This window comes from Bacillus paranthracis, assembly GCF_024296885.1.
Taxonomy (GTDB): Bacteria; Bacillota; Bacilli; order Bacillales; family Bacillaceae_G; genus Bacillus_A; species Bacillus_A paranthracis.
The window spans coordinates 2102007-2127764 of sequence record NZ_CP101135.1 but is presented as its reverse complement, the minus strand read 5'-3'; the positions used below and the strand labels follow the sequence as shown (position 1 = coordinate 2127764).

At 34.2% G+C, this 25758-nt stretch carries 24 protein-coding genes and 2 other annotated features; of the genes, 6 read left to right on the top strand and 18 right to left on the bottom strand.

Going from position 1 to position 25758, the window contains the following annotated elements; genetic code table 11:
- Positions 1-101: 101 nt before the first annotated feature.
- Complete coding sequence (locus tag NLJ82_RS10805) at positions 102-2684, bottom strand: alpha-L-rhamnosidase (protein WP_000955699.1); 2583 nt, start codon at positions 2682-2684, stop codon at positions 102-104.
- 184 nt (positions 2685-2868) lie between these two features.
- On the opposite strand from NLJ82_RS10805, the gene NLJ82_RS10800 reads away from it, so the two are divergent.
- On the top strand, positions 2869-4326 hold the full coding sequence (locus tag NLJ82_RS10800; RefSeq protein WP_000034302.1) for a serine hydrolase: 1458 nt from the start codon (positions 2869-2871) through the stop codon (positions 4324-4326).
- Between the two features lie 50 nt (positions 4327-4376).
- Here the strand turns inward: NLJ82_RS10800 and NLJ82_RS10795 are convergent, their stop codons facing one another.
- From NLJ82_RS10795 to NLJ82_RS10770, 6 genes are all read right to left on the bottom strand, one after another.
- Complete coding sequence (locus NLJ82_RS10795) at positions 4377-5309, bottom strand: aminoglycoside phosphotransferase family protein (protein WP_000855703.1); 933 nt, start codon at positions 5307-5309, stop codon at positions 4377-4379.
- Between the two features lie 11 nt (positions 5310-5320).
- Entirely contained in the window at positions 5321-5707 is a 387-nt protein-coding gene (locus NLJ82_RS10790) for a VOC family protein (RefSeq protein WP_001095150.1), read from the bottom strand.
- A gap of 1 nt (position 5708) precedes the next feature.
- A complete protein-coding gene (locus tag NLJ82_RS10785; RefSeq protein ID WP_001174999.1) occupies positions 5709-6344 on the bottom strand; it encodes an HAD family hydrolase in 636 nt (211 codons plus the stop codon).
- A gap of 105 nt (positions 6345-6449) precedes the next feature.
- Positions 6450-7037, bottom strand: coding sequence for a YpjP family protein (locus NLJ82_RS10780; RefSeq protein ID WP_001134414.1), 588 nt, complete (start codon positions 7035-7037; stop codon positions 6450-6452).
- Between the two features lie 284 nt (positions 7038-7321).
- The gene (locus NLJ82_RS10775) at positions 7322-8521 is read right to left on the bottom strand and encodes an ABC transporter permease (RefSeq protein WP_000592561.1); all 1200 of its coding nucleotides are present in this window, start codon (positions 8519-8521) and stop codon (positions 7322-7324) included.
- Complete coding sequence (locus NLJ82_RS10770) at positions 8514-9224, bottom strand: ABC transporter ATP-binding protein (RefSeq protein WP_000895243.1); 711 nt, start codon at positions 9222-9224, stop codon at positions 8514-8516. Before NLJ82_RS10770 ends, NLJ82_RS10775 begins: the two co-directional genes overlap by 8 nt.
- Positions 9225-9377: 153 nt before the next feature.
- Between NLJ82_RS10770 and NLJ82_RS10765 the strand changes: the two genes are divergently transcribed.
- On the top strand, positions 9378-9809 hold the full coding sequence (locus tag NLJ82_RS10765; RefSeq protein ID WP_000009781.1) for a GNAT family N-acetyltransferase: 432 nt from the start codon (positions 9378-9380) through the stop codon (positions 9807-9809).
- A 29-nt stretch (positions 9810-9838) separates the two neighbouring features.
- Positions 9839-10366, top strand: coding sequence for an HAD-IIIA family hydrolase (locus NLJ82_RS10760; RefSeq protein WP_000181893.1), 528 nt, complete (start codon positions 9839-9841; stop codon positions 10364-10366).
- A gap of 56 nt (positions 10367-10422) precedes the next feature.
- Here the strand turns inward: NLJ82_RS10760 and NLJ82_RS10755 are convergent, their stop codons facing one another.
- From NLJ82_RS10755 to NLJ82_RS10730, 6 genes are all read right to left on the bottom strand, one after another.
- Positions 10423-10863: a GNAT family N-acetyltransferase gene (locus NLJ82_RS10755; RefSeq protein ID WP_001223875.1), complete on the bottom strand. Its 441-nt coding sequence runs from the start codon at positions 10861-10863 to the stop codon at positions 10423-10425.
- On the bottom strand, positions 10860-11333 hold the full coding sequence (locus NLJ82_RS10750) for an SAM-dependent methyltransferase (RefSeq protein ID WP_000493236.1): 474 nt from the start codon (positions 11331-11333) through the stop codon (positions 10860-10862). The genes NLJ82_RS10755 and NLJ82_RS10750 overlap by 4 nt, the downstream gene beginning before the upstream one ends.
- Before the next feature lie 87 nt (positions 11334-11420).
- Positions 11421-12119, bottom strand: coding sequence for an aspartate/glutamate racemase family protein (locus NLJ82_RS10745; RefSeq protein WP_000848551.1), 699 nt, complete (start codon positions 12117-12119; stop codon positions 11421-11423).
- Between the two features lie 149 nt (positions 12120-12268).
- Positions 12269-13471: an alcohol dehydrogenase EutG gene (gene eutG / locus NLJ82_RS10740; protein ID WP_001158493.1), complete on the bottom strand. Its 1203-nt coding sequence runs from the start codon at positions 13469-13471 to the stop codon at positions 12269-12271.
- A gap of 52 nt (positions 13472-13523) precedes the next feature.
- The gene (locus tag NLJ82_RS10735; RefSeq protein ID WP_000424307.1) at positions 13524-14963 is read right to left on the bottom strand and encodes a GntP family permease; all 1440 of its coding nucleotides are present in this window, start codon (positions 14961-14963) and stop codon (positions 13524-13526) included.
- Positions 14964-15171: 208 nt separating this feature from the next.
- A complete protein-coding gene (locus tag NLJ82_RS10730) occupies positions 15172-15837 on the bottom strand; it encodes an HAD family hydrolase (RefSeq protein ID WP_000288824.1) in 666 nt (221 codons plus the stop codon).
- Between the two features lie 196 nt (positions 15838-16033).
- On the opposite strand from NLJ82_RS10730, the gene NLJ82_RS10725 reads away from it, so the two are divergent.
- A complete protein-coding gene (locus tag NLJ82_RS10725) occupies positions 16034-16831 on the top strand; it encodes a lipid II flippase Amj family protein (protein WP_000028909.1) in 798 nt (265 codons plus the stop codon).
- Positions 16832-16863: 32 nt separating this feature from the next.
- Positions 16864-17433, top strand: a complete 570-nt coding sequence (locus NLJ82_RS10720) for a nucleotidyltransferase family protein (protein WP_000701711.1) — start codon at positions 16864-16866, stop codon at positions 17431-17433.
- Between the two features lie 41 nt (positions 17434-17474).
- On the opposite strand, the gene NLJ82_RS10715 is transcribed toward NLJ82_RS10720, so the two are convergent.
- The 4 genes from NLJ82_RS10715 to NLJ82_RS10700 all read right to left on the bottom strand — a co-directional run bounded on the left by NLJ82_RS10715 (position 17475) and on the right by NLJ82_RS10700 (position 23311).
- Positions 17475-18389: an alpha/beta fold hydrolase gene (locus tag NLJ82_RS10715; protein WP_000584219.1), complete on the bottom strand. Its 915-nt coding sequence runs from the start codon at positions 18387-18389 to the stop codon at positions 17475-17477.
- 37 nt (positions 18390-18426) lie between these two features.
- Positions 18427-19767, bottom strand: coding sequence for a sodium-dependent transporter (locus tag NLJ82_RS10710; protein ID WP_000814556.1), 1341 nt, complete (start codon positions 19765-19767; stop codon positions 18427-18429).
- A 116-nt stretch (positions 19768-19883) separates the two neighbouring features.
- Positions 19884-20132 (bottom strand) — a binding site (T-box leader).
- A gap of 114 nt (positions 20133-20246) precedes the next feature.
- Entirely contained in the window at positions 20247-21545 is a 1299-nt protein-coding gene (gene aspS / locus NLJ82_RS10705; protein ID WP_000443904.1) for an aspartate--tRNA(Asn) ligase, read from the bottom strand.
- 105 nt (positions 21546-21650) lie between these two features.
- Positions 21651-21862, bottom strand: a binding site (T-box leader).
- Between the two features lie 66 nt (positions 21863-21928).
- Positions 21929-23311: a UDP-N-acetylmuramoyl-tripeptide--D-alanyl-D-alanine ligase gene (locus NLJ82_RS10700; protein WP_000410670.1), complete on the bottom strand. Its 1383-nt coding sequence runs from the start codon at positions 23309-23311 to the stop codon at positions 21929-21931.
- 63 nt (positions 23312-23374) lie between these two features.
- On the opposite strand from NLJ82_RS10700, the gene NLJ82_RS10695 reads away from it, so the two are divergent.
- Positions 23375-23854: a YozF family protein gene (locus NLJ82_RS10695; RefSeq protein WP_001167904.1), complete on the top strand. Its 480-nt coding sequence runs from the start codon at positions 23375-23377 to the stop codon at positions 23852-23854.
- Between the two features lie 107 nt (positions 23855-23961).
- Here the strand turns inward: NLJ82_RS10695 and NLJ82_RS10690 are convergent, their stop codons facing one another.
- Positions 23962-25473 carry a M36 family metallopeptidase gene (locus tag NLJ82_RS10690; RefSeq protein WP_000482267.1) on the bottom strand — a complete coding sequence of 504 codons (1512 nt, stop codon included), beginning with the start codon at positions 25471-25473 and terminating at the stop codon, positions 23962-23964.
- Between the last annotated feature and the right edge of the window lie 285 nt (positions 25474-25758).

Genomic DNA, 25758 nt, shown 5'->3' with positions numbered 1-25758 from the left:
TCTTTCAAATCTCTAGTCTATATGGATTTTATCATAAATTTAATGCTAACAGATTGAACAAACTAAATTTATAAAAAAACATTTCTATACTTAACAAAATTCTACTTCTGTATGTTCTTACAAAATCTAAATTCATATGCGCCTGAACCTAATTTCATTTCAGGCATATCACTTGACCTCCAATCATCTTCCACTATTCGTAATGTAGCAGATGTATTTGTTGGCACATCAACGTTTAATACTGCTTGTCCATGTTCTACATGCCAATCAATTTTAATTTCCCCATATGCTGTTTCACGCTTAATACAAACCCAATCTAGATTAGAATTAAAATGAGGCTGAATATAAAAATGTTTATATGCTGGTTTTGTTTCATCCACTTCTAATCCAATAATATATCGGTATATCCATTCAACGATAGAACCATATGCGTAATGATTGTACGAATTCATACTATCATTCCAAAGGGTTCCATCCTCTTTCACACCATCCCAATGTTCCCAAATCGTTGTGGCACCTCGTTTCACTTGGTATAACCATGATGGATAATCTTCATGAAATAGAAGCTTACAAGCAAGGTCATGACGGTTAAACTTGCTTAATATTAAATTTAAATACGGTGTTCCTATAAAACCTGTTGTTAAATGATTTTTATTTGCTTTTAAAAGCTCAATTAATCGATTAAATACTTTCTCCTTCACATTATCTTTCACTAGTTCAAAAAGAAGTACTAATATGTGGGCTGTTTGGGTATTTGAAATTAACCTACCATTCGGTGTAACAAATTCATTTTGAAACGCTTGAACAATATTTCCATGTAGCTCAGCATAAAACTTAGCATCTGTATTTTTACCTAAAATCTCAGCAACCTTTCGTAAAAGCGATGTAGAATACGCGTAATAAGCTGTCGCAATAAAATGCTTGTCTGTTCCGCCTTCATATACATCAGGTTTCGTATCTAATGCGAGCCAATCCCCTAAATGATAGCCTGTATCCCATAAATACTCATTTTCACCTTGTGAACGTATGTAATCTATATACTTCTTCATACTGTCATATTGCTCTTTTAAAATGGATACATCTCCGTAATGTAAATAGTGAACCCATGGACAAATAATTGCTGCATCGCCCCAACCGCCAGAAGTATGTAAATCAAAATCCGCTCTTTTCCCAAATGCATCTGGAATAACTAACGGCACAGCTCCATTCACATTTTGATCTAATGATAAGTCTTGGAGCCATTTTTTAAAGAACAATTGCACATTCATAATTTGCGTAGCTGTCCCAATAAACATTTGTGCATCTCCTGTCCATCCAAGTCGATCATCTCGCTGCGGACAATCTGTTGGCACATCAAAAAAGTTCCCTCTTTGAGACCATTCCACATTTTGATGCAGTTGATTGATTAATGGATTAGACGTTTCAAATTCAGTCGCTTTTTCCATATCTGTATGTAATACAACCCCTTCAAAATCTGCTATTTGAGGGGGCTGGGTTAATCCACTTATTTTCACATACCTAAAGCCTTGATAGGTAAAATGAGGTTCAAACGTTTCCTCTTCCTCTCCTTTTGCTATATACACTATTTTTTGTTTTGCCTTTCGGAGATTCCCAGTATAAAAGCTACCGTCTTTATTTAATATTTCAGCATGATGCAATTCTATCTTTTGTCCAGTATAAACATGACGGACTTTAAACCGAACCCAACCTACCATATTTTGCCCCATATCAATAAGCCATTCATGATTGGGTAGTTTTGAAATAGCGATTGGTTTTATAATTTTCATTTTACGAATTGCTTCATTTTCTTGTGCAACAATTATTTGTTTAGAATGCACAATTGCTTCAACATCTTCTAGCTTTTGATCACTTTCTTCTAGCCTAGCGTCATAAACCTCCCCTTCATATATTTCCGAATACAAAATAGGGCTTGGCATTACTTTCCATGTTTCATCTGTTACAATTTTTTCTTTCGTTCCATCTTCATATGTTATATGTATTTGAGCAATTATCGCACGTCTTTTCCCGTAATAATTACGTACATGCTGCATAGTAATCGGCCCTTTATACCAGCCGTTACCTACCAGAGTAGAAATATCATTATACCCAATCTTTAATACATGCGTTATATCATATGTTTGATACAATATCCTTTTATCATAACTTGTCCATCCAGGGGTAAAATAACAATCTCCAATACGCTCTCCATTTATAGAAGCCTCGTATAATCCTAAACTAGTCATATATAAACGTGCTTTTTTAACTAATTTTTTAATAGAAAAGCTTTTATGAAAGGACATAACTTGCGTGCGTTCTTTTTTCGCAGCAATCCATTTTCCGCTCCAGTTACCTTGCCCTTGTAATCCGGTCTCCCAAAATGCTACTTCTGACCAAGGTGATTCTTCTTCATGAGTATCCCATACCTTCACTCGGTAAAAATAACGTGTTTCCGTACTATATGAAAACGAATTGATTGGTATATATAAACTTTGATCTGTTTCTACCTTCTGTGAATCGAATACTATAGTTTGAAACTCTTTATCCTTCGCAACCTGCAATTGATACGCAAGTTGTTTTACATTTCGTTTACTCGACTCGAGTTGCCAACTAATTTTAACAACTTTCGAATCTATACCTATCGGATTATTTTTATTATCACAGAGCAATTTTTTTATTGTTAGCACACTTCTTCACCATCTTTTCTAAATCTTAATTTAAATTAATTATAATAAAAATAAAATTCTAAATAAATAATAATTTTATTCATCCTTACAAAATTATTAACTTTCCATAATTAAAAAGGTTTTTATTTTCTATTACCGAAAGTATTGTGCGGTAGAACAAAATTTATATTTGGAGGTTAGAAGTATGTCTAAAATTGAAACTCCTGTTATATCTTCTTTGCAAACAACTGTTGAAAAAATGATAAAGGATTTAAAGGTTCCTGGCGCTGCTGTAGCTGTTATAAAAGACGGTGAAGTCATTATTTCAGAAGGCTTTGGCTATCGTAATTTAGACACAAAAGACCCTGTTACACCGCGTACTTTGTTCGCAATCGGTTCCTCAACGAAAGCTTTTGGCACACTTTCATTATGTTTGTTAGCACAGCAAAAAAAGTTTAATTGGGATACTCCTGTCCAGTCTTATATACCTAACTTCTCTTTATCTGAACTACTTGCTAGCTCACAAGTTACAGGACGAGATTTAGCTTCTCATCGCACTGGGGTAAGTCGTCATGATGCTCTTTGGTATAGCTCTTCCTTATCTCGAAAAGATCTCGTTGAAAAAATAAAACATTTACCACTTGATGCACCGTTCCGCACAGCATTTCTTTATAACAACTTAATGTATGCAACAATTAGCTACATTGTTGAAAACATTACAAATCAAACGTGGGAGCAATACGCTACAGAACATATTTTAGATCCTTTAAATATGAGACATACAAATTTCTCTGTTACAGATTCACAAACTACAGATGATTATGCTTTACCTTACGTTGACAATGAAGGTGAAATAAAAGAAGTTCCATTCCATAACATCGATACAGTCGGAGCTGCTGGATGTATTAATTCTACAATTGAAGATATGGCCAATTGGGTCCTTCTTCACTTAAACAAAGGTAAATTTGGAGATCATGAATTAATCTCCTCTGAATTATTACAACAAATGTATATACCGCACAATTCCATTCCAGATCAACCAGTTTTATCACTTCCTGAATCTCCATTAAATAGTTATGGGCTTGGTTGGTTTATTAGCGCTTATCGTGGGAATAAGGTGATTCATCACGGCGGTAATATTGATGGATTTTCAGCGCTTGTTTCTTTCATACCAACAGAAAACATCGGCCTTGTCATTTTAACGAATGCTGGAGGCACATTACTGCCTACTTATCTCGCTAATCAAATTTATGACGAACTACTTGAATTAGAATCCATTGATTGGCATAAACGCGCTGTAGAAGATACTGAAAAAATGAAGGAAATGATGAAAGAAGCAACTGAATCCATTCCAGAACAAATTAAAGAAACTACACCTTCTCATAAATTAGAGGATTATACTGGTGCTTTCGAACATCCGGCATACGGAACATTACAAGTATACGAGCGTGATGATTCATTATTTGTGCAATTCATGGAAATGGACATTCAATTAACACATCATCATTACGACATCTTCTCTGCAAAAGTTGATTTATTCCAAATGAAGATGAATCTATTATTTGCATATGAAATGAGTGTGAACGGTGAATTCCCTTCCCTTCAGTTACATGTACCAGCTACATTAAGTACTCAGCCGCTTACATTTAAGAAAATTAAATAAGTATTTTGATGGTAAAAAATAAAGGTAGGTGCGAATCACACCTACCTTTTCTATTTCATATCAATCTTATCTGGTTGAAACCAAATTGGCTTCGATAACTCAAAGTTATTATGATCCTCTAAAACTATAGTAAGGCGCTCTAATATATCATCTAACATATGCGGCGCTGCTCGTAATGTCCAGACAACTGAGGAGAAAACTGTCATACCAACGTACACCGTGTATAATTTCCAGAATTCCTCTGGTATTTTTCTATTAAAGTATCCTTCTATTTGTCCGATTGAATACGGAATACTAATGTCCCTTGCAAACAGTGCAATTTTCACAAAATCATGAAGTGGGTCGCCCCAGTCGTAGCCATTAAAATCAACAACACCTACATATTTTCCATCCCGTACAATTATATTTTCTAAATGAAAATCATCGTGTTGAAATCGATTGGGGCGGTTCTTTAAAGATATTTCATTTTCTTCAATAAACTTTATGATTTTATCATCATTTTTTATGTTTATTCCACATGTTTTATATGCCTCTAAATATTTACTATGTTTTTTCATTGCTCTTTCATACCATGGAAGTATATCATTAGGAGCTTCATATGTATGCATTTTTGCTAAATCTTTTCCTGCCTCTATACCAATTTCATATTGTTCTTTTGGTGAATACGTAGGCAATAGCTTCTTCGCATCCTCCCCTTCTAAATACGAAAAAATGCCATAGCATAAACCTTCTTCTGCCAACAAACCCATTACAATTGGTTTTTGTGCTTGCACACTACGGTTTTGCATTTCATTTAAAATTTGAAACTCTATTTTCTTTCTTTTATACTCTTTTATATCTCCCGTCCGTAATAAATATTTTTCATTATTTGCACTCGTAATGATATATTTCTTATCAGGTGAAAAACCTTTGGAAATTTCCTCAATACCCACTGCATCTTTTACTATTTTTATATTATTTTGCCATGCTGTCATTGTTTTCATTTTTATTCCCCTTACATTTCTACATTTGGTGTGTAAGCTACTTCTATAATAAACCCATTCGGATCATAAAAATCAATCGTATAGTACCCTTCCGAATAATGATTCATTTCAATCGGACCACGTATTACGTTAACTTGCGTACTAGAAAGAAAATTTGTTATTTCATCAACAACTTCTCTTTTAATAGCTTGGTAACAAATATGTCTTGGTCCTAAAGTCCTTACGATTTCCTCCTCTACTGCCTTAAAATATATTTCACTTTCTCCCGTACTATATGATACTTCAGTTAACTTTCTCCACCCAATTATTGAAAATAACATATCATAAAAAGAAATGGATTCCTCTAAATCCTTTACCCAAAATTCAATATGATGAATACCTGCTCGCATTGTATTCATATTAAGAATACGCTCCTTGTACTACTTGCACAATTTCTATCGGCTTATGAACCATATAATCTGGTGCATCTTTTTTCACTGTTTCAATGACATCATATCCCCAAGATACCCATATTACGTTCACCCCAGCCTTTTTACACGCTGCTACGTCTCGCTGTTCGTCACCGACGTATAACATATCTTTCTCCGTTATCTTTTTCGATTTTAAAAACCTTTTAATCATTTTATCTTTACCGAACAAATTTTTAGAACAATACACTTCTTGTATATTTTCTATATCATTATTGTGTAAAAATGCCCGAATGTGCTCTTCTGAGTTCGATGATATGACTGCAATTCCGTAACCTTTTTTATGTAGTTCATCTAATACTTCCTTCATCCCATGGAACAAAATAAGATCTTTTATGGCAGGTTGATACAATTTATAAAACTCCAGCGCTAATATTGGTAGTTTATACAGCGGTACATCAAGTTGTTTACATCTTTCTGGCATCGTTAATTTACGTAAATACTCAATTTCTTCTTCCCTTACCGTTTTATATCCGTGCTTTTCAGCAAGTTGATTATAAATTGGTACAAATATATTTTGTGAATCTACTAATGTGCCATCAAAGTCAAAAACAATATATTTTTGCATTGTCCTACTCCCTTTACTTCTTTTTCTAAACCTATTTTATTCAACAACATAGTCGTCTTACCCTTCTATAAACATAAAAAAAGAACAAGATTTCTCTTGTTCTTTTTAAGAAAGCCATTTTGGCGGCACATTCGTATTCCAATAAATATTTCCCAACTCATGATGTCCGGAGTACCCATCATCAAAACGGTGATAGTGGAAATTAAAATAATACCCATCTTGCGGTGGATGATCTCTTCTTACGTGGAAACGCAATAAGTCATTTCCTGTTTTCGTATCGTAAACGTGAAAAATCTTTTCATTATTTCCACCCGCTGGTTTTTGAGAAATCGCTAATGATTGTAGCGATTCTTCTGGCACATCATTTGCTAGTTCAGCAATTGCCTCTTCAATTTTTGGTAATATTACATCTTTAAATTCATCTTCAATTACCGGACCAATTTTAGTCCCAAATTTTTGCATCGACTGCTTCTCTGCTTCTTGCATTGCATACGTAATAAAAGTATCGGTGGTTAACCTGTCATTCGTTTCTTCATATGTATAGGACGTACTCTCCAAATTTTGTTGCCCAGCTGTGCTCGTAGGCTTGTCCGCAGCTTTGGCATTATCAAGCAATATGGAAGGAGGCGTCACTAAACCAAATGTAAATACGGTAATTAATGCGACTAAGGTTTTTCTAAACCAATTTGGCATGTATGTTTCCCCCCCTTTCACTCATTATATTTTATATAACGGTTGTTTCCTCTATTATACAAAATGATTGTAATTTTTGCACTTTACAATTTTGTTAACGTTCACATATTTTTCACTTGAATATGAAATTGTAAGATTTCATATAATAAAATACAACAACAATGAGGAGGAGATCCGATGACTTTAGATGCCATGTATTCCGCCGCAAGCATACTCGTTTTAGTATATTTTATTTATCAATGTGTTACGGATTAGAAAAAAGAGCCCTTTTTCGGCTCTTTTTTCTATGGTAAGAATACTATCCAACCAATTAATACTATAAAAATAATCCCGGCAATTACAGCTGGCAATAAATAAAAATGAGAAAGTATAACTATTCCATACAAAAGTATTACTGGAAGTAATAAATAGCGATCTGTCTTCCATCTTAACAAGAGTAATTTGCCTTCATCACAATATAAATGAAGAAACATTTTGTTCGTAAACTCATTCCAATAGTCGCGCGCATAACGGGAAATTGCAAATAAAGCAAATGCAAGAATAATAGCGGCGATCCATTTCGGACTCATAATAATACTGACAGTGCTTATACATACAATTTGAATATAAAATATTCGTGCACTACTTGTACGGAAAAATTCTTTTAAAAAGGATTCAACAATACGATAATCCGTTTTCTTTCCTAAAAACTTTTTAGAACGCGGAAACATCCACGGCTTTTTATTCGAACTACTCGGTTTAGCTGCATGACCACCAACTTGCATAATCCCACTCGTCCAGCGCATACTTTCTTCTTTTTCTCTCTCAACTTCTTTAAAAAAGCAATTTTTATAATTTAATTTTTCTTTTATCAATATGATAATTAGAAACATTGCTAGACCGATACTTAGTATAGAATACAATGGATTTTTATAAATAAGAAACAAACTCAATCCAAAAAAGGATAGACTTATAGAAAATATTACATTTTTTATAATCCATAGTAACCATCGCTTCCCCACACGTACATGAATAAATCTCGTTAATAACGACAACATAAATCGAAATATAGTAAAGAATAGCCAAATTAATACGACTTGTATCTTCGTCACTCCAATACTTTTCATCAACACTGGTAACATCGCAACAACAACTACTACATTCGTTATTGCTATTCGAATAAACGTATATGTCATGCCATACTGGATTAACTTTTGCATGTGAGCAGGATACGAAATTAAAAATAAACTATCCGCTTGCTCAAAAAATGAGCGAACTCCTCTTGCATATGTAATCACATAAAATGCGAGTAGGCCTAATCCAAAATAAACCGTCTCTCCTATCGATAGTTCCTCCATCCATAGTGAGCGATAATAAATTCCCATAAATATAAGTGCCGGAATAATAATATATAGCGCAACCGTCCAATCAGTTATAGAACGTATGGACTTCCATTTGCGCCCCAGTTCATGGCGTAATCTTTTATAAAATTGTTTTTTAATCATGCTGTTCACGCCTTACGATTACATCAAAACAATCTAATAATGAACTTCCTGGCATTTCTGCTAACGTTTGAATTGCCTCTAAATGGCCATCTGCGACTAATGTACCTTGAGAGATGAGTAAAAATCTTTCGCAAATTCTTTCAGCTGTATCTAATACGTGCGTACAAAGTAAAATTCCTGCCCCGCGTTCTTTTTCTTTATATAAATAACTTAAAAACTCTTTCGTAGCTACTGGATCTAGTCCGATAAAAGGTTCGTCAATGATATAAAAATCTGGTTCTGTTAAAAACGCTAATATAAGCATCGATTTTTGTTTCATACCTTTAGAAAACTTTGATAAATACTCATGTTTATGCTTATCCATTCGAAACAGATGTAATAACTCTTCAGCTTTCCGTTCCCAGCTTCCGGCTTCGTTCTCGCGAGCTGCCATTAATAATTCAATATGTTCCCAAAGCGTCAAATAATCATAATATGTCGGGTGTTCTGGCACATATGCATACGGATTTTTCTTCTCGCCAAATGATATTTCACCATCCACATTTATAAGTAACCCGAGCATCGTTTTAATCGTCGTACTTTTCCCGGCACCATTTGCGCCAATAAGAGCAACTAATTCGCCTTGCTCAATCGAAAAGGCAATATCATGAATTGTTTTTTCACCTATTTCATATCCAGCAGAACGGATATTTACTTCTAACATACATTCCCCTTCTTTCCATTTCCAATACAAACTAGGAAAAGAATAACATATAACTATCTATATATCATTATAAAATATTTACTTTCATAGCAGGAATAAATATTTTTTAACAGAATACTTAATGTTTGATTACATTTAATTGGAGTGGATAATATGTCTTTTCAAATTCGTGAAGCTACGATAGACGATATAGATGCGCTTTGCTCTTTGACGAAAGAATTAAAAGGTTCCTCTATTTCCTATGAAGATATGAACAACCGATTGCAATTCGTACAAATGAGTCCTTTTGATTTTTTATATGTTTATGAGGAAGAAGAAACTATATTTGGATTACTTGGGTTTCGTATACGTGAAAATTTAGAAGATGTAACTCGTTATGGGGAAATTTCAATTATTAGCGTTGATTCTACAATACGCCGGAAAGGCATTGGGCAAGTATTAATGGATTATGCTGAGCAATTAGCAAAGAAGCATAATTGCATTGGCACATGGCTAGTTAGTGGAATAAAAAGAGTAGAAGCTCATCCTTTTTACAAAAAATTAGGATATGAAGTGAATGGATATCGATTTGTAAAACATTTTTAAACTACTTGTTAATTGAAAGGACTATAACTATGACAAACATTCAAGCAATTTTCATTGATCGTGACGGTACAATTGGTGGCGATACTACCATACATTACCCAGGATCCTTTACATTATTCCCTTTTACAAAAGTAGCTCTACAAAAACTAAAAGCTAATCATATAAAAATTTTCTCTTTTACAAACCAGCCAGGTATCGCGGATGGGATAGCAACTGTAGCCGATTTTGTACAAGAATTAGAAGGCTTCGGTTTTGATGATATTTATGTATGTCCTCATAAACACGGTGATGGTTGCGAATGTCGTAAACCAAATACAGGCATGCTGCTACAAGCAGCTGAAAAACACGGGCTTGATTTAACACAATGTGCTGTAATTGGTGATCGCTGGACTGATATCGTTGCAGGAGCAAAAGTGAATGCGACAACAATTTTAGTACGAACAGGCGCTGGATACGACGCTTTACATACGTACCGAGACAAGTGGGCACATATTGAACCAAACTACATTGCAGAAAACTTTGAAGATGCGACAAATTGGGTTTTAAATCAACTATAATACAAATGAAAAGAGACGCCTTCAAAATGAAAGCGCCTCTTTTCATCTAATATTATTTAAAACGTTAATTCATAATGGAAATAACGATTATCTCTCAAATATCCATTTTCAGCGTATAATCGCTGTGCTGATAAATTATCAATCTCTGTTTGTAATTTTACACCTTTTGCACCATTTTCTAAGGCGAATTCTTTCGCAGCTTCTAATAATTTTTTTCCTGTTCCTGCTCCGCGCTTAGTGGCTTGTACAAACAGATCATTTAATATCCATAATTCTTTCATCGAAATAGAAGAAAATGATGGATATAATTGCGTGAATCCAATATATTCACCGTCTTCAACTGCCACGAAAATAACGGATTCTTTTCTCTCCATTCGATTTCGTAAAAATACTTTTGCTCCTTCTAGATCGGAATCTTGTCTATAAAACATACGATAGTTATTAAAAACTGATGCTAGTCCATCTAAATCTGCAATTGTTGCCTCATATATTCTCATTTTATTCCATTCCCCTTCCAATACTGTCTCATTATATCCGTTGCCCATTTAGGCTGTACAATTTCTTCTCTCGGCATAAACTCTTTCATTATTGGCTTTATATCCAATATAGGGGTGCCATCAATAGCATCTAACCCCTCAACAATAATTGATTTACCTTCTCTTTTCATTACCTTTACAATTGTTGCTCCTATACGATTCGGACGATTTTTCCCGCGCTGTGCAAAAATCCCTACTTTAGGATAATCATGATTATTTCTAGGATGTCTAGCAACATATTGAATTTGTTCATCAGTTACTTTGTGAAAATAAAAAACTACTTCAATATGAGAAAAATCTTCAATCCCTTGTATACTTTTTTCTGTATACATTTCCGTTAAAGTAATATAGGATTTTACTTCTCCCCACTCGTCGTCTTTTATTTCCTTTCTTTCATTATGTACAAATGCGATTGGTTGAACTGAAAACATACGCATTCCCCCTTACATGTAACCACTTACATTATAAAATATTTTCTGAATGTTTTCCACATATATAAATTAGGTTACATAATATAATTATAATCTATTTTCTACGGCGAAATTAACTGCTTCAACTGCATGTATATAAGTCGTATCGAATATTGGAATGGATACGTCTTCCTGCTTTATTAATAATCCTATTTCTGTACATCCTAAAATGATACCCTGTGCGCCTTTTTGCACTAAATCTTCTATAACTGTTTTATAATACTCTCTGGATTGAGATACGATTTTTCCTAAACATAATTCTGTATATATGACTTCGTTTATTTTTTCTCTATTTTTTTCTAATGGCACTATGACTTTTATATCATTCTCTTTAATACGTGATTTATAGAAATCTTGCTCCATTGTATATTTTGTTCCAAGTAAACCAACAGTTTGAATACCTTTTCTTTTCATTTCTTTCGCAGTTGCATCAGCAATATGTAAGACTGGAATATGAATATTCTCCTTTATTTTCTCAACTACTTTATGCATTGTATTTGTGCAAATAATAATAAAGTCTGCGCCTCCCATTTGTAATGAATATGCTGCATTCCCTAGAATTTCTCCTGCACTATCCCAATCACCACTAGACTGGAATCCTTCAATCTCTTCAAAGTCTACACTATTAATTAAACATTTAGCTGAATGTAACCCACCTAATCTACTTTTTATTTCTTCATTTATGATTCGATAATATTCAGCAGTTGATTCCCAACTCATACCACCAATAAGACCTATCGTTTTCATTAAACCCCACACCCACCTTATACTATTTATTCAAGATAATCGCGACATTTTATTATGTATATTATACATAATAAAACAAGACTTTACGTTTGAAACATAAAGTCTTGCTTTAACTATTTCCAAGGAAATTTTATAAGAATATTCTGAAATTAATAACCTAATGTTTTTATAGAATCTTCATATCGATAATGAAAACATTCTCGATACAACTGTTTAATTTCATCATATGATGGCACACGTGGGTTATTTGCTGGACTTCCACTTTCAATTGCATCTGACGCCATTTTAGAAATAGCTTTTTCAAATTCAACTTCACCAATTCCGTATTCTTTTAAATTTGGAATACGAAGATCAAAACAAAGTTTTTTTATTTCCCTGAGCGTGTAATCGGCTACTTCTTCATCACAATAAGAATACATATCTTTATTTAAACAGCGGCCAATTTCCGCTAATCTTTTTACCGCACTACCTTTTGTATATTCTAAAACTGTAGGTAATAGTATTGCATTTGATATACCGTGTGGTACATGAAATAATGCCCCAACTGGCCTCGACATTCCATGAACTAACGTAACAGATGCGTTTGAAAATGCAATTCCAGCTTGTAAGGAAGCAATCATCATCGCTTCTCTTGCCTCCATATTCTCTCCATCTTCATATGCAATACGTAAATATTTCATAATACTTTCAATAGCGGAAAGAGCGAGTACATCTGTAAGTGATTGTGAAACTTTAGAAATATATGCTTCGACTGCATGACATAATGCATCTATCCCTGTTGCTGCTGTAATATGAGGTGGTACGGAACGTGTTAAAATCGGATCAATAATCGCTACTTGCGGGGTAAAACTCGGATGCTTCATCATCATTTTTACATCTGTTCGTTTATTCGTAATTACTGCTACACTTGTTACTTCCGACCCAGTGCCCGAAGTTGTTGGAATTGCAATAAGTGGTAGCGGATCATTGTCTATTTCCATATCCTTTTGGACATAATCTTCCACTTCTCCACCATTTGTATATAACACCGCAACTGCTTTCGCAGCATCAATACAGCTTCCACCACCAAGACCGATAATAAAATCACACTTTTCTTCTTTACAAATAGTTAGCGCCTCTAACACGTGTATATTTGTAGGCTCAGCATTTACTTTATTATATGTAATAACAGTAATCCCTTTCGTATTTAGTTGTTGTATACACCTCTCAACATATCCTAAATCCTCCATAATTGTATCCGTAACTATAAACGCTCTTTTCCCGAATTTCTTGGATTGTTCCCCCAGTTTTTCAAGCGAATTTCTTCCATATAATACAGACTTCGGCATACGAAACTCAGCAACTTCTTGCAAGTACTCCACCCCTTCTTTCCCTAATTCATGTTTTCGTCTATAAAATATCTATTTAATAAATCCCTGTTAAAGTATAGAACGCGATAACTAAAAATACAGCAAGCGTTTTCAAAACTGTAATTGCAAAAATATCTTTATATGACTGTTTATGAGTTAATCCGGTTACTGTAAGAATAGTAATAATAGCCCCGTTATGTGGTAGTGTATCCATTCCGCCTGATGCCATTGATACGATACGATGCATTACTTCTAATGGAATATCAAATTGATGAGCCGCTGCAATAAACTTATCTCCCATTGCACTTAAAACGATTCCCATTCCTCCTGATGCAGAGCCTGTAATACCGGCTAAAATATTCGTCGTGACTGCTCCATTCACGAGAGGATTTGTGAATGTGGCAGAGATGCCATCTCTCATAATCGCAAAACCTGGAAGTGCGGCGATGACACCACCGAAACCAAACTCAGCTCCTGTATTCATCGTTGCAAGTAGCGCTCCACCAATACTTGTATTCAATCCCGCTTGAAATCCTGTTACGACTCGTTTCCAATATAATAATAACGTTGTTACTATACCTATAATAAGTGCCAATTCTACTGACCAAATTCCAACTACTGCACTTAACTCTACTTTTCCAAATGCCTTCATACCAATTGCAGAAAAATCAAAACCATTCGGATACCACTTCGGTATCATAATAGTAAAAACTTTATTCATTACACCTACTAAAATAAGTGGTATAAAAGCAATTACTTGCTGTGCTCTTGTAATTTCAAGGCTTTTCAGTAACGGCATATCTTTTTGTTTTACTTGTAAAGAAGCTGCCATTTCAGTATTACCATCGTTAAAACCAAAATATCCTTCTCCTGCTGCCTTTGCCTTCTTACGTCTACTCTCTAAATATAGTAAACCTAATGTAAGAACAAAAATTGCTCCTACAATTCCAAGTATCGGTGCAGCATAAATGTCCGTTTTGAAAAAAGTTGTAGGTATTACGTTTTGAATTTGTGGTGATCCAGGTAGCGCATCCATCGTAAACGTGACTGCTCCAAGAACAATCGTTCCAGGGATTAAACGTTTTGGAATATTCGCTTGTCGAAACAGCTTTGCTGCGAATGGATATACAGCAAACACTACTACATACACACTAACACCGCTATATGTTAAAATAGCCCCCATTAATACAATTGCTAATATCGTACGTTTTTCACCAACTAACTCTATAATTGTCTTTGCAATTGAGTCCGCAATTCCTGACATTTCTACTACTTTCCCAAATATTGCCCCAAGTAAAAATACAGGAAAATATAGTTTAATAAAACCTACCATTTTCTCCATAAAAATATTCGAAAAGAAAGGTAATACAAAACTAGGCTCTGTCAAAAACACTGCAAATAAAGCAAAAATCGGTGCAAATAAAATAACAGAAAAGCCTCTATAAGCTACAAACATAAGTAAACTAAGTGCTAATAATATAATAACTAGCTCCAATTATACCCCTCCTTTAACAGAAAATTCAAACTTTTATCAATAAACTTCTACTACTAATCTTTTGATTCTGACATCCCTCCTCTTATTCATACAAATTTTTCATGCTAAAAATGTCTAATTATAAGTATTCGATTACATATGAAAAATCCCTTTAAACAAAAAACGATTTCATCATCATACGTTATAAAGGGATTATTAGTCTCTATATTTACTTCTTTATCAAACTATTTTCTAAACAAAAATGATGTAGTTCTTTTACATCATTTACGATATGAGTCGCACCAACTTCAGTCAATTCCGTTTCACTACCATAGCCATATAAAACGCCGATCGATGCAATTTCATTATGATTCGCGCCGATTATATCGTGCTTTCTATCTCCAATCATGACAATTTCTTCTTTATTAAGTTCTTCATTTGTTTGTAAAATATGAGCAATGATTTCTTCTTTTTTTATTCTTGTACCATCTAAATTACTTCCAATGATACCTTCGAAATAATTTGTTAGTTGAAAATGCTCTACAACTTGTTCAGCAAATATAGTAGGCTTTGAAGTTGCTATAAATAAACGATTTCCAGTATCTTTTAATTGTTTTAAAAGATTTGGGATACCCTCGTAAACATTATTCTCCAACAATCCACGTTGCTTTACATATTCTCTGAAATAAAAAACAGCTCGTTCAACTTCTCCTTCATTCATATTATATCTCTCTACAAATGATTGCTGTATGGGTGGACCAATAAATGAATCTAACTCCCTTATATGTAATTCTTCAATGCCAACCTTTTTTAATGCATACAATACTGAATTGACAATCCCTTCTTTCGGATCCGTCAATGTTCCATCTAAATCAAATAAATATGTTGTGTACACGTTTCAATCCCCCACTCATTTTACTTTATAAGTAACCTATAACAGATCTCCCCTCTTTCCCTTCTATTATAATACTATCATTATCTTTTTTTCTGAAAAATTACTTTTCCTATGTCACATACTTTCAGTTACAAAAAAAGATACATATGGTAAAGTGAAAAAGTTACAATTATTTTAATAGAAACTGGTGAAACAAATGTCAATTACGTTAATTTTTATAATGGCTTTCACAATTATTATCCATGCGGTTGAAACTAGCTCTTATAGTATTCGATTAGCTGGTGTACGTTTAAAAAAGATTGCCGTTGCCTTATCCGTCGTAGGAATGGTACTGCTTATTTCTAGAACATCTAACTTACTACAAGCCTTTTTAATCGGTGGTATTGTCGATGAAGCAAAACTAGATTCTTCTATTGATTTAGAGCATATTATACGTCTCGTTCTATTATCTGCTTCTATCGGTACATTACTTGCGATTATACTGTATCCAACTTTGACAAAACTATTTGGATACGTCATTCAAAATTTTGAAACAGATGGTTCATTCATTCGAATGATGAAGACGAATAATATTCAAAAGTTAAAGTACACAAAAAAATATGTACGCTTTCCAAAGTTAGAAATGATTCATAGACTACGCATTGGTGGTATTCCAAAACGTATTATGCTTATTAATATGTTTGCTACTGCTATTTATACAGCGGGGGTTCTTTCCGCATTATATGCTTCTTTTTTAATTCCAGCTTTTGCAACAAAAGCCACTACAGCTTCTGGTCTTATTAATGGTTTTGCTACTATTTTATTAACAGTGCTATTAGATCCACGTATTGCTCTTTTAACAGAGCGCGCTCTTCAATCAGAAGAAGGTGCTGAAGCAATGAGTAAAATGTATGCTTGGCTAATGATTTCTAGACTTTTTGGTACATTACTAGCTCAACTGTTATTCATACCAGGTGCTTACTGGATTACATGGATTATAAAGCTTATGAATTAATGCACTCTCTAAAAAAGAAGGTGAGATAACAAATGAAAATACAAACAGAGCAAGATATAGTCCGCTTAATAGAAAACGACGAATGGATGATAAACGTATTACAATTAGCAAAATCACTAGAGCTACCTGATTGGTGGATTTGTGCCGGGTTTGTTCGTTCTAAAATTTGGGATACTTTACATAACTACGAAATAAGAACAACTATACCAGACGTTGATGTCATTTATTTTGATCCTTTTCGTAAAGATGAGATATACGAACAATTATTAGAAAAGAAACTGATAAATTTGGATGCCTCTATCGCTTGGTCTGTAAAGAATCAAGCTCGTATGCACGTAGTAAATAATATGCCACCGTATTCTTCTTCTGTTGATGCTATTTCTAAATTCCCTGAAACAGCAACGTCTTTAGGGGTTACATTAGACGAAAAAAACAATGTTATATTAACAGCTCCGTGCGGCATTGAAGATGTTCTTTCCTTACAAGTGAGACCAACAGCTCATTTTCTGGAATCGAAAGAGCGTATACATATGTACAAAAACAGAGTTATTAAAAAGAACTGGCAAAGTAATTGGCCCAACATTACAATCACATATCCATAAATTTAAAAAGGTGCTTCTCATTTATAGAAGCACCCTTTTCTTCATTTCAAAAAATGTATGACTGTTTCTGCAAACCTATCTGCTTCCTCATAATGAGGTGAATGACCACTTTCTTCAAATACGATATACTTGCCGTTTCGGGCATCTTTATTAAATATTTCAATTTGTTTTTCACACGTTACTACATCATGTTTTCCTACTATTAATAACATTGGATTTTGTACATCTTTTATTTTTCGTAATAATGAAGTATGAAATGCTCCTTCTAATTTTAATCTATCAAAGTGGATCTTGGAGCGATTTGAAAATACTTCCCACTCTTCATCACTATATAAACTCTCGTCTGTCACATCTTCCTTGTAATTGTAAATCTCCATTCTATTTTCTTCTAGTTCGTCACTTAGTCTTATATAAGCGTCTAACAACTCTTCTGAACTAGCATTGCTAGATAAATAAACTAAACATGCTTTTGCTACTTCTTCTTTTCCATACTTTTTTAATAAGTCCGCTGTCTTTTGTAACAAAGCTTTACTTGTTAATGCAAAATCGAAAGTTGGTCCTTCAAATATTATTTTCTCTATTGAACTTGGATATATCGACGCATATAACAACGCTACATATCCACCGAAGGAATGTCCAATTATAGACCACTTTTCAATTTGTAATGATTTTCTTAATTCCTCACAGTCTTCAATCAAATCATTTAATCCAAAAGCTTCGTCTTCAGTAATTTCTTCTGAGCGACAGACACCTCTTTGATCTATCATAATTACATATAAAGAATCTTTTAAACGTTCCGCTTGATGAAATGAAAAATCGTAACAACTTTCTCCTGGTCCACCATGCAAGTATAGAACTGGTTTATTTTTAGGGTTTCCATGCGTTTCAACGTATAGCTTTTTTCCTCTAATATGCATGTATTTCCCTGCTTCTATCAAATTCGCCTTTATGATCATCACCTTCTTTTTTTACTGAATATTATAACAACTACTGTTAAATAATCCCTATTACATTTAAAAAGACGATAATGATTGCGAGTGGTGCTACAAATCGAAGTAAAAACGCCCAACAAGTAAATACTTTCTTTCCATAATTTCCACCTACAAAAAACTCTGCTTCTAATACCTTCTTTTCCATTTTAAATGAAACGAAAATACTAATGAATAGTGCACCAAGTGGCATTAATATATTACTAGATAAGAAGTCTACTGCATCAAAAATATTTTTTCCGAAAATCGTAATATCACTCCATACTCCAAATGATAACGCTGATGGTATACCTACTAAGAAAATGCAGAAACCGATCATCCATGATAACTTTGTTCTTTTTTCTTGTTCGCCATTTGCTACTGCTGAAACAACTGTCTCTAATAGTGAAAATGCCGATGTTAATGTCGCAAATGTAAATAGTGCAAGGAATACTGTTAAGAAAAACCCACCAAATGGAATTTGACTAAATACTGATGGTAATACGATAAATAGTAATCCAGGCCCTTCTGTTGGCTCCATTCCTAATGAAAATACGGCCGGAAAAATTGCAAGTCCTGCAAATAATGAAACAAATAAATTCAATCCAACAATTGTTATTGCTGATTTTGGTAAACTTTCTTTTTTATTTAAATAGGAACTATACGTGACCATAATCGAGATCCCGATACTAATCGCAAAGAAAGATTGCCCCATTGCGAACAAAATACTTTCTGAAGTAATCTTTGAGAAGTCTGGTTGTAAGAAAAACTTCACACCTTCCATTGCATTATCAAGTGTTAATGAACGAATAATAAGAGCGACAAATAAAACGAACAACGCTGGCAACATATATTTACTTGCTTTTTCAATTCCGTTTTGTACACCTTTTGATACGACCCAAATCGTAATGAACATAAAAGCGAAATGTCCCATAATCGCCCAAGCCGGATTTCCAATTGTTTCAGTAAATAATGAACCGTAATTTTGTCCTGGAGTAATAAGTTGTCCCGTTACTCCTCTGAATAAATAAATTAACACCCATCCACCTACAACACTATAAAACGAAAGTAGTATAAAACACGTTCCGACGCCAAGGCGTCCAATCCAGTGCCACCCTGTATTTGGTGCAATACTTTTAAATGCGCCAACTGCTTGTTTCTGCGTACTACGTCCAATCATAAATTCAGCTATAAGTAGTGGTAATCCAATTAATACAGTAAATAATATAAAGATTAAAAAGAATGCTCCTCCCCCGCTCTTGCCGGCGATATAAGGAAACTTCCATATTGCGCCAAGTCCAATTGCCGATCCTGCTGCTGCCATTATAAAACCTAATTTCGAAGTCCATTGCTCCGTCTGTTTCATCTCATTTTCCTCCTAATAAAATCATTTTATATAAATAATTAAATTTTATAGACCACTCCGAATAAACCCTCCATTTCTATTTCCATAAAATAAAAAAATGGCTCAACGTCTCTATATAAAGAGACGCTAAGCCATTTACTTAACGCGGTACCACCCTTATTGATTCCATTATGAATCCACCTTAGTAGTAATCGTTTGATTACAAACCTAATATCGAAGGTTAACCGTTAAGATTTACTAAGAATGTGATTCCGTTCCACCTTACTGCTCCTAGGCGAGTTCAGGATGTCATTTGACTATGTCACACCAACCCATAGCTCTCTGTACAAATATACGACCTTACTACTCCTATTCAACACATTTAAATATTTAGAATATATTTTCTTTTGAAATTAATATGAAGTATATCGGTTATATTAGTAACTGTCAAGGGACATATTAAATTTTAATGAGAAAATGCGGAATTCCTTCCCCTATTATTAAGGGATAAGCCTTGTACAGTCCCTTGGAAAAGCACTCGCCTCTCGTACGTTTGTTAATTCTAACAATTTGCAAACAACTCTCTCTAAGCCAATTCCAAAACCACCGTGCGGAGGACAACCGTATCGGAATGTATTTAAATAAGATTGAAATTTATCTGGATGTAATCCTTTTTCTTTAAAAGAAGCAAGTAACATTTCATAATTATGAATTCGCTGTGCCCCTGATGTTATTTCTAATCCTTTATATAGTAAGTCGAACGAATCAGTAATAGATGGATTCTCGTTATTCGGCATCGTATACATCGGTCTCGCTTCTTTCGGATAATGTGTAATGAAAACAAATTCACTCTTATATGTTTCCTTCACATATTTCCCTAGTAACTTCTCACCTTCTGTATCTAAATCCCCAATTGGCGATTCTTTCCGATACTTACTTTTCAAAATTTCTTGTGCTTGTAACAATGTAATTTTCGGTATTTCTGTAATAACAGGTACTTCTATTTGTAATAGTTGTAGTTCTTTCTCACAGTTTTTTGCTACTTGTTGAAACATATATTGTAATACATCCGTTTCTAATTGCATCACTTCATGAAAATCATTTATAAAGCCAATCTCTACGTCTAACGATATATATTCATTTAAATGACGGGAAGAATTGTGATGTTCCGCTCTATATACAGGTGCAATTTCAAAAACACGTTCTAATCCCCCAGCTACCATCATTTGCTTATAAAACTGTGGTGATTGTGCTAAATAAGCTTCTTTTTGGAAGTATGGAAGCTTAAAAACATTTGCTCCTCCTTCTGCCCCTTGCGAAACAATTTTCGGAGTAAATATACGTGTGAAATCGTTCTCTGCAAGGAATTCACTAAAACTATGAACGAACGTAGATTTCACTTTAAATATCGCCGCGATTCTCTCATGTCTTAATGATAATACCCGCTCATTAAGTAGCTGATCTAAGCCAACTTGTAACTTCTTTTTATTTATTTCAAATGGAAGTGGTTCTGCGCCATTTAATATTTTCACTTCGTGAGCAAGCACTTCAATCCCTAATTCTGTTTTCGAAGTCTCTACTATTTGGCCTACGACTTGAACAACACTCTCCACATCTACTTTAAATCCAGCTAGCTCGTTTTCTAATACGCATTGCATAACCCCTGATCGATCCCTTATTAATAAAAAACTAACATTTCCAAGATGACGAATCTTTTTTACCCATCCTTGAAGTAATACAACTTTTCCGCCTTGCTTTGTACATTCTTTTGTGAGTGAACGCTTCATTATTGACTCCATTATTTTTCCCTCCGGTAATTTTATATTTATTTACGTTATTGTTGTCATCGTCATCATCCACGGTCACTCACCTCCCTTAAAAGAATACAAAAATCCGCCCCTATAAATAGGGACGGATTTTTCCGCGGTACCACCCAAATTGTCATAATGACCATCTTAGTCCTGATAACGGTAGGTACCGTTTGCTTTTACTAATTATCACGTTCAAAGCAACACTCACAGGTGTCTTTCTATCATGCAGTATCGCAATCTTCTCAGCAACCAATTGCTCTCTGTAGACCTTTGCATCATGTACTTTTCCTGATCATCACTTTTTATATTTACAGAGTATTCTATCTCTTCGCACTATAAAATGCAAGCACTTTTAAATATATTTTAATTTTTCAAATCCACTTTTGTACAATCTCCTCTAAAGCCATTCCACGTGAGCCTTTTAATAATACAACATCTTTTTTCGTTACTACTTTTAATACTTCCTCTGCTATCTCGGCTTTATTATCAAATGATTGTACTTTTCCTGCATGATAGTTCTTTCTTGCTTCTTCCGCTACAATTTTGGCTAACTCTCCATACGTAAATACATATTGAATACTATCCTCATTTAACATTTTACCAATTTCTCTATGATATGTTTCAGCTTTCTTGCCTAACTCCAACATATCCCCAATCACTATCATTTTTTTCTTATAGGCATTTAACTTCTGTAACGTTTCAATTGCAGCCTTCATGGAGGAAGGATTGGCATTCCATGCATCGTTAATAATCGTAAAACCTGCTTTAGCGGTTAAAAACTGAAAGCGCATTTGTGTAATATTTATTTGCTGCAATGCTTCTTGTATTTTTTCTGTAGAGACTTTGTAAAATTGACCTACAGCGATTCCGACAATCGTATTAAAAATATTATGTTTTCCATGTAAGGGAACATCGTACTGTATTTTTGAATGATTTAATTTAAAATGAACACCATATTCATCTAATTGTACGTTCGTTGGAAACAAATCATTTGTATACTTTCCACCAAACGACTTACTTTCTATACCTAGCGTATTAATATGTTGAGAAAGTAATGGCTCATCACCATTATATAAGAACAGTCCATCGTCATGTAATCCGTCTACAATTTCAAATTTAGCCTTCGCAATCTCTTCTCTTGATCCAAGCGTCTCTAGATGTGACTGTCCGATCATTGTAATAATCGCTACATCTGGCTGTGCGATTCGTGATAAATTTCGAATTTGTCCTTTTTCACTCATTCCCATTTCAAGTATTAAGAACTCAGTATTTCGTTCCATTTCTAAAATTGTTAACGGCAAACCGATTTGACTATTAAAATTACCTTTTGTTTTATGCACTCTATAAGTTGAACTTAAAATGCTTCCTATTATATCTTTTACCGTAGTCTTGCCATTACTACCTGTAATTCCTATTACTTTTACATTTATCTCTCTTCGATAAAATTGTGCCAATTGTTGCAAAGCAAACAAAGTGTCATCCACAAATATAATTGGAATCCCTTTTGGCGGAGTACCGTAAGACTTTTTCCACAAGGAAGCGACAGCTCCATTATCCATTGCTTCTTTCACATACTCATGCCCATCTTTCATCCTAATGATTGGAACAAATAAATTTCCTTCTTTCATGTTTTTGGAATCTATACAGACACCATGTATTTCTAAATGATGAAATGATTCGTATAACCCTTCTCCATCTATTACTTCTTCAAGTTTTTTCAAATTCATCTGAATCAAAGTATCACCTTTTTCCATTAAATTACATACTTACTGTTTTATTTACACATATTAATAAAAATTTTATAGCGAGGTGTGTATATGCAAAAAGCGATTAGTTTCTTTCTCCTATTGTTTTGCCTAATTGTAGTAAACGAAACATACGCCTATTCACCAAAATCTTTACCAATCTCTCAAAACTCTGATCAATGGCAAGTGAATATTGCTGAACCGAAAAAAGTAAACAAAAAAAAGCTTCAAGCTAAAAAAGATGAATTCCAAACTTATCAATTTTCAGTAAAAAATGTTGGAAACAGTGAAGTATATAACGTACAAGTCGAAGTATTCCGCAACGAACCAAAAACAAAAACGAAATATGAACTCTTCTCCCTAAAGGAAAGTCGTTTAGCAAGTGGAAAAACTGGATTTGAACACGCTAATTTACCTGTTGCTACAAAAGCAGATGAAGTTGATGTTATTATTACATGGCAAGAACACCCTTTCCGCTCCATGCGAAATGGTCAAAAAGTGGAGTCTAGAAAATTTAAAGAGCATTTTGTTTTTAAAGACGAAAAAAAATAAATGAAATGCGAATAAATTCACATTATCATTCATATAGCTTACTTTACTAGTACCAGTTCTAAGGCAAATTAAAAAGTCGTGGCTTATACATGCCACGACTTTTTATATTAATTCGTACTAATTCCTCTCGCTGCCCATATACGATCGATATCAGCGGCATGTTGTCCGCCATATAAAAGAGCATCTGCTTGCTTAATTGCTTTCGCTCCATCACTGAATTTAGAGTTTGGTGTTAACGACCAGTGCGATTGTAAAATAATTTTCGTTGCTACATCACGACCAAATGCTTGCGCCATCTCATATTGTCCTTGAGCCCAAATTTCTCCATCATCATGTACTTCATTCGTAATATCTTTCGGATACACTTTATTATTATCTAATCGGCGTAAGCACGTCGGATCTGAACTAGAATAAGCAGTCGCATCCCATTCTCCAACACATGCTTTTCCGTAGCCTGTTGTCGATACTGCATCTTCATACGTAGCACCTAAGAAATCACCAAACCCTTCTCCCATCGCTCCACCTTCTGCAGAACTACCGAAGCCAGGAACTTGGTTATCTTGAATTGAATGTCCATATTCATGTGCGATAATACCTGCATCTTCTGCATCATCTACTCCACCAGTACCAAAGGTTAAAGCTTTCGTTGTCGGAGAATAAAACGAGTTGTCCGCCGTCGTTCCATTTACATTCACTTTAATAGAGCGATTATTAATATTTTTAAAACCTAGACTTTGAATGTAACGTTGTAAAGTATCGATATGATAATACGACATCACATCTTCAAAGCTATCATTTGCACGTGTATAGTTAAATTGTAAGTTTGTAGATTTCGTTTTTGCTTTTGAGGAAATCGTTACATACTCTCCAATTAAAAATCCTGTCCCATCTAAACCTTTTAACGTAACAGTCTTTAATTGGTTCGTTAATGCTGTTGAATCTGCATCATTGTTATCTTTTAAACCTACTTTACTACCGCTAGATACGACTGGGTTAGGTAAAAATACTTTTCCTGATCCTTCTGCTTTACGGTTTATATCAACCTTTTTAATTAACTTTCCATTTTCTGCATCAACAAATGTTTCCCATGCACCAAATGGATTATTAGAATGGACTACAACTTTATATACTGGACGAGCAATTCCTTCTTCAACAATATATCCAAATTCTTTCTCTGTAGGAGCCCATAAGTTTTGTTCACTTACTTCTCCAACATACGCCATTGATTTTTGTATTGCATCTTTTTCACTAATTTTTGTAGTAGCTTCCTTCACACCTTTAACAGATTGATAATCAGAAACAGCAAGTACTCCCTTTCCCTCTCCGTTAAGAGTAACTGTAATTTGTTTTGAAAATACAGGCGCACCATTCACAACTTGTTGGAACCTAACATATGAAGCTACTGACGTTTCTGTTGTAGAAATATATTGTAAGTCTGAAAGGTCTGCTTTTAATCCATACTGCGCAGCATTTTCTTTTAAATATTCTGTTGCTTTTTTCTGCGGCGAATAAGCTTCTAGCTTTACTTGCTGTTGTTTTTCCAATGCCGAAACTGTAGAAATTGTCCCCATTACTAACGGCACAGTCATTGCCATTGCCACCATTTTTTTATTAAACATAGAACCACTCCCCCTAATAAAGTAGCTCAACCTTATCCCATTACCACTAGGCAATCATTCCCCACAAAATGGGGGGATAAAAATTGAATCTACGAGTAATTCTCTATGAACAGTTCTATTACCTTTCCATTAAAGAGGCGTGAAAATTTCTCAATATTTATGTGTAAAGCGCAAACAATACTTTAGAAAGAAATTTTCTTGAGGTCCTATCGAATCGATTATGAAAAAATTAGCCGGATAAATATCTATCATACAAAAAAGGAAGTTGGAATGATTCCAACTTCC

Bases quoted from the DNA above. Each gene is read 5' to 3' on its own strand.
- NLJ82_RS10800 (WP_000034302.1), top strand. From the start codon at position 2,869: ATGTCTAAAATTGAAACTCCTGTTATATCTTCTTTGCAAACAACTGTT.
- NLJ82_RS10795 (WP_000855703.1), bottom strand. From the start codon at position 5,309: ATGAAAACAATGACAGCATGGCAAAATAATATAAAAATAGTAAAAGAT.
- NLJ82_RS10790 (WP_001095150.1), bottom strand. From the start codon at position 5,707: ATGAATACAATGCGAGCAGGTATTCATCATATTGAATTTTGGGTAAAG.
- NLJ82_RS10785 (WP_001174999.1), bottom strand. From the start codon at position 6,344: ATGCAAAAATATATTGTTTTTGACTTTGATGGCACATTAGTAGATTCA.
- NLJ82_RS10780 (WP_001134414.1), bottom strand. From the start codon at position 7,037: ATGCCAAATTGGTTTAGAAAAACCTTAGTCGCATTAATTACCGTATTT.
- NLJ82_RS10775 (WP_000592561.1), bottom strand. From the start codon at position 8,521: ATGATTAAAAAACAATTTTATAAAAGATTACGCCATGAACTGGGGCGC.
- NLJ82_RS10770 (WP_000895243.1), bottom strand. From the start codon at position 9,224: ATGTTAGAAGTAAATATCCGTTCTGCTGGATATGAAATAGGTGAAAAA.
- NLJ82_RS10765 (WP_000009781.1), top strand. From the start codon at position 9,378: ATGTCTTTTCAAATTCGTGAAGCTACGATAGACGATATAGATGCGCTT.
- NLJ82_RS10760 (WP_000181893.1), top strand. From the start codon at position 9,839: ATGACAAACATTCAAGCAATTTTCATTGATCGTGACGGTACAATTGGT.
- NLJ82_RS10755 (WP_001223875.1), bottom strand. From the start codon at position 10,863: ATGAGAATATATGAGGCAACAATTGCAGATTTAGATGGACTAGCATCA.
- NLJ82_RS10750 (WP_000493236.1), bottom strand. From the start codon at position 11,333: ATGTTTTCAGTTCAACCAATCGCATTTGTACATAATGAAAGAAAGGAA.
- NLJ82_RS10745 (WP_000848551.1), bottom strand. From the start codon at position 12,119: ATGAAAACGATAGGTCTTATTGGTGGTATGAGTTGGGAATCAACTGCT.
- NLJ82_RS10725 (WP_000028909.1), top strand. From the start codon at position 16,034: ATGTCAATTACGTTAATTTTTATAATGGCTTTCACAATTATTATCCAT.
- NLJ82_RS10720 (WP_000701711.1), top strand. From the start codon at position 16,864: ATGAAAATACAAACAGAGCAAGATATAGTCCGCTTAATAGAAAACGAC.
- NLJ82_RS10715 (WP_000584219.1), bottom strand. From the start codon at position 18,389: ATGATCATAAAGGCGAATTTGATAGAAGCAGGGAAATACATGCATATT.
- NLJ82_RS10710 (WP_000814556.1), bottom strand. From the start codon at position 19,767: ATGAAACAGACGGAGCAATGGACTTCGAAATTAGGTTTTATAATGGCA.
- aspS (WP_000443904.1), bottom strand. From the start codon at position 21,545: ATGGAGTCAATAATGAAGCGTTCACTCACAAAAGAATGTACAAAGCAA.
- NLJ82_RS10700 (WP_000410670.1), bottom strand. From the start codon at position 23,311: ATGGAAAAAGGTGATACTTTGATTCAGATGAATTTGAAAAAACTTGAA.
- NLJ82_RS10695 (WP_001167904.1), top strand. From the start codon at position 23,375: ATGCAAAAAGCGATTAGTTTCTTTCTCCTATTGTTTTGCCTAATTGTA.
- NLJ82_RS10690 (WP_000482267.1), bottom strand. From the start codon at position 25,473: ATGTTTAATAAAAAAATGGTGGCAATGGCAATGACTGTGCCGTTAGTA.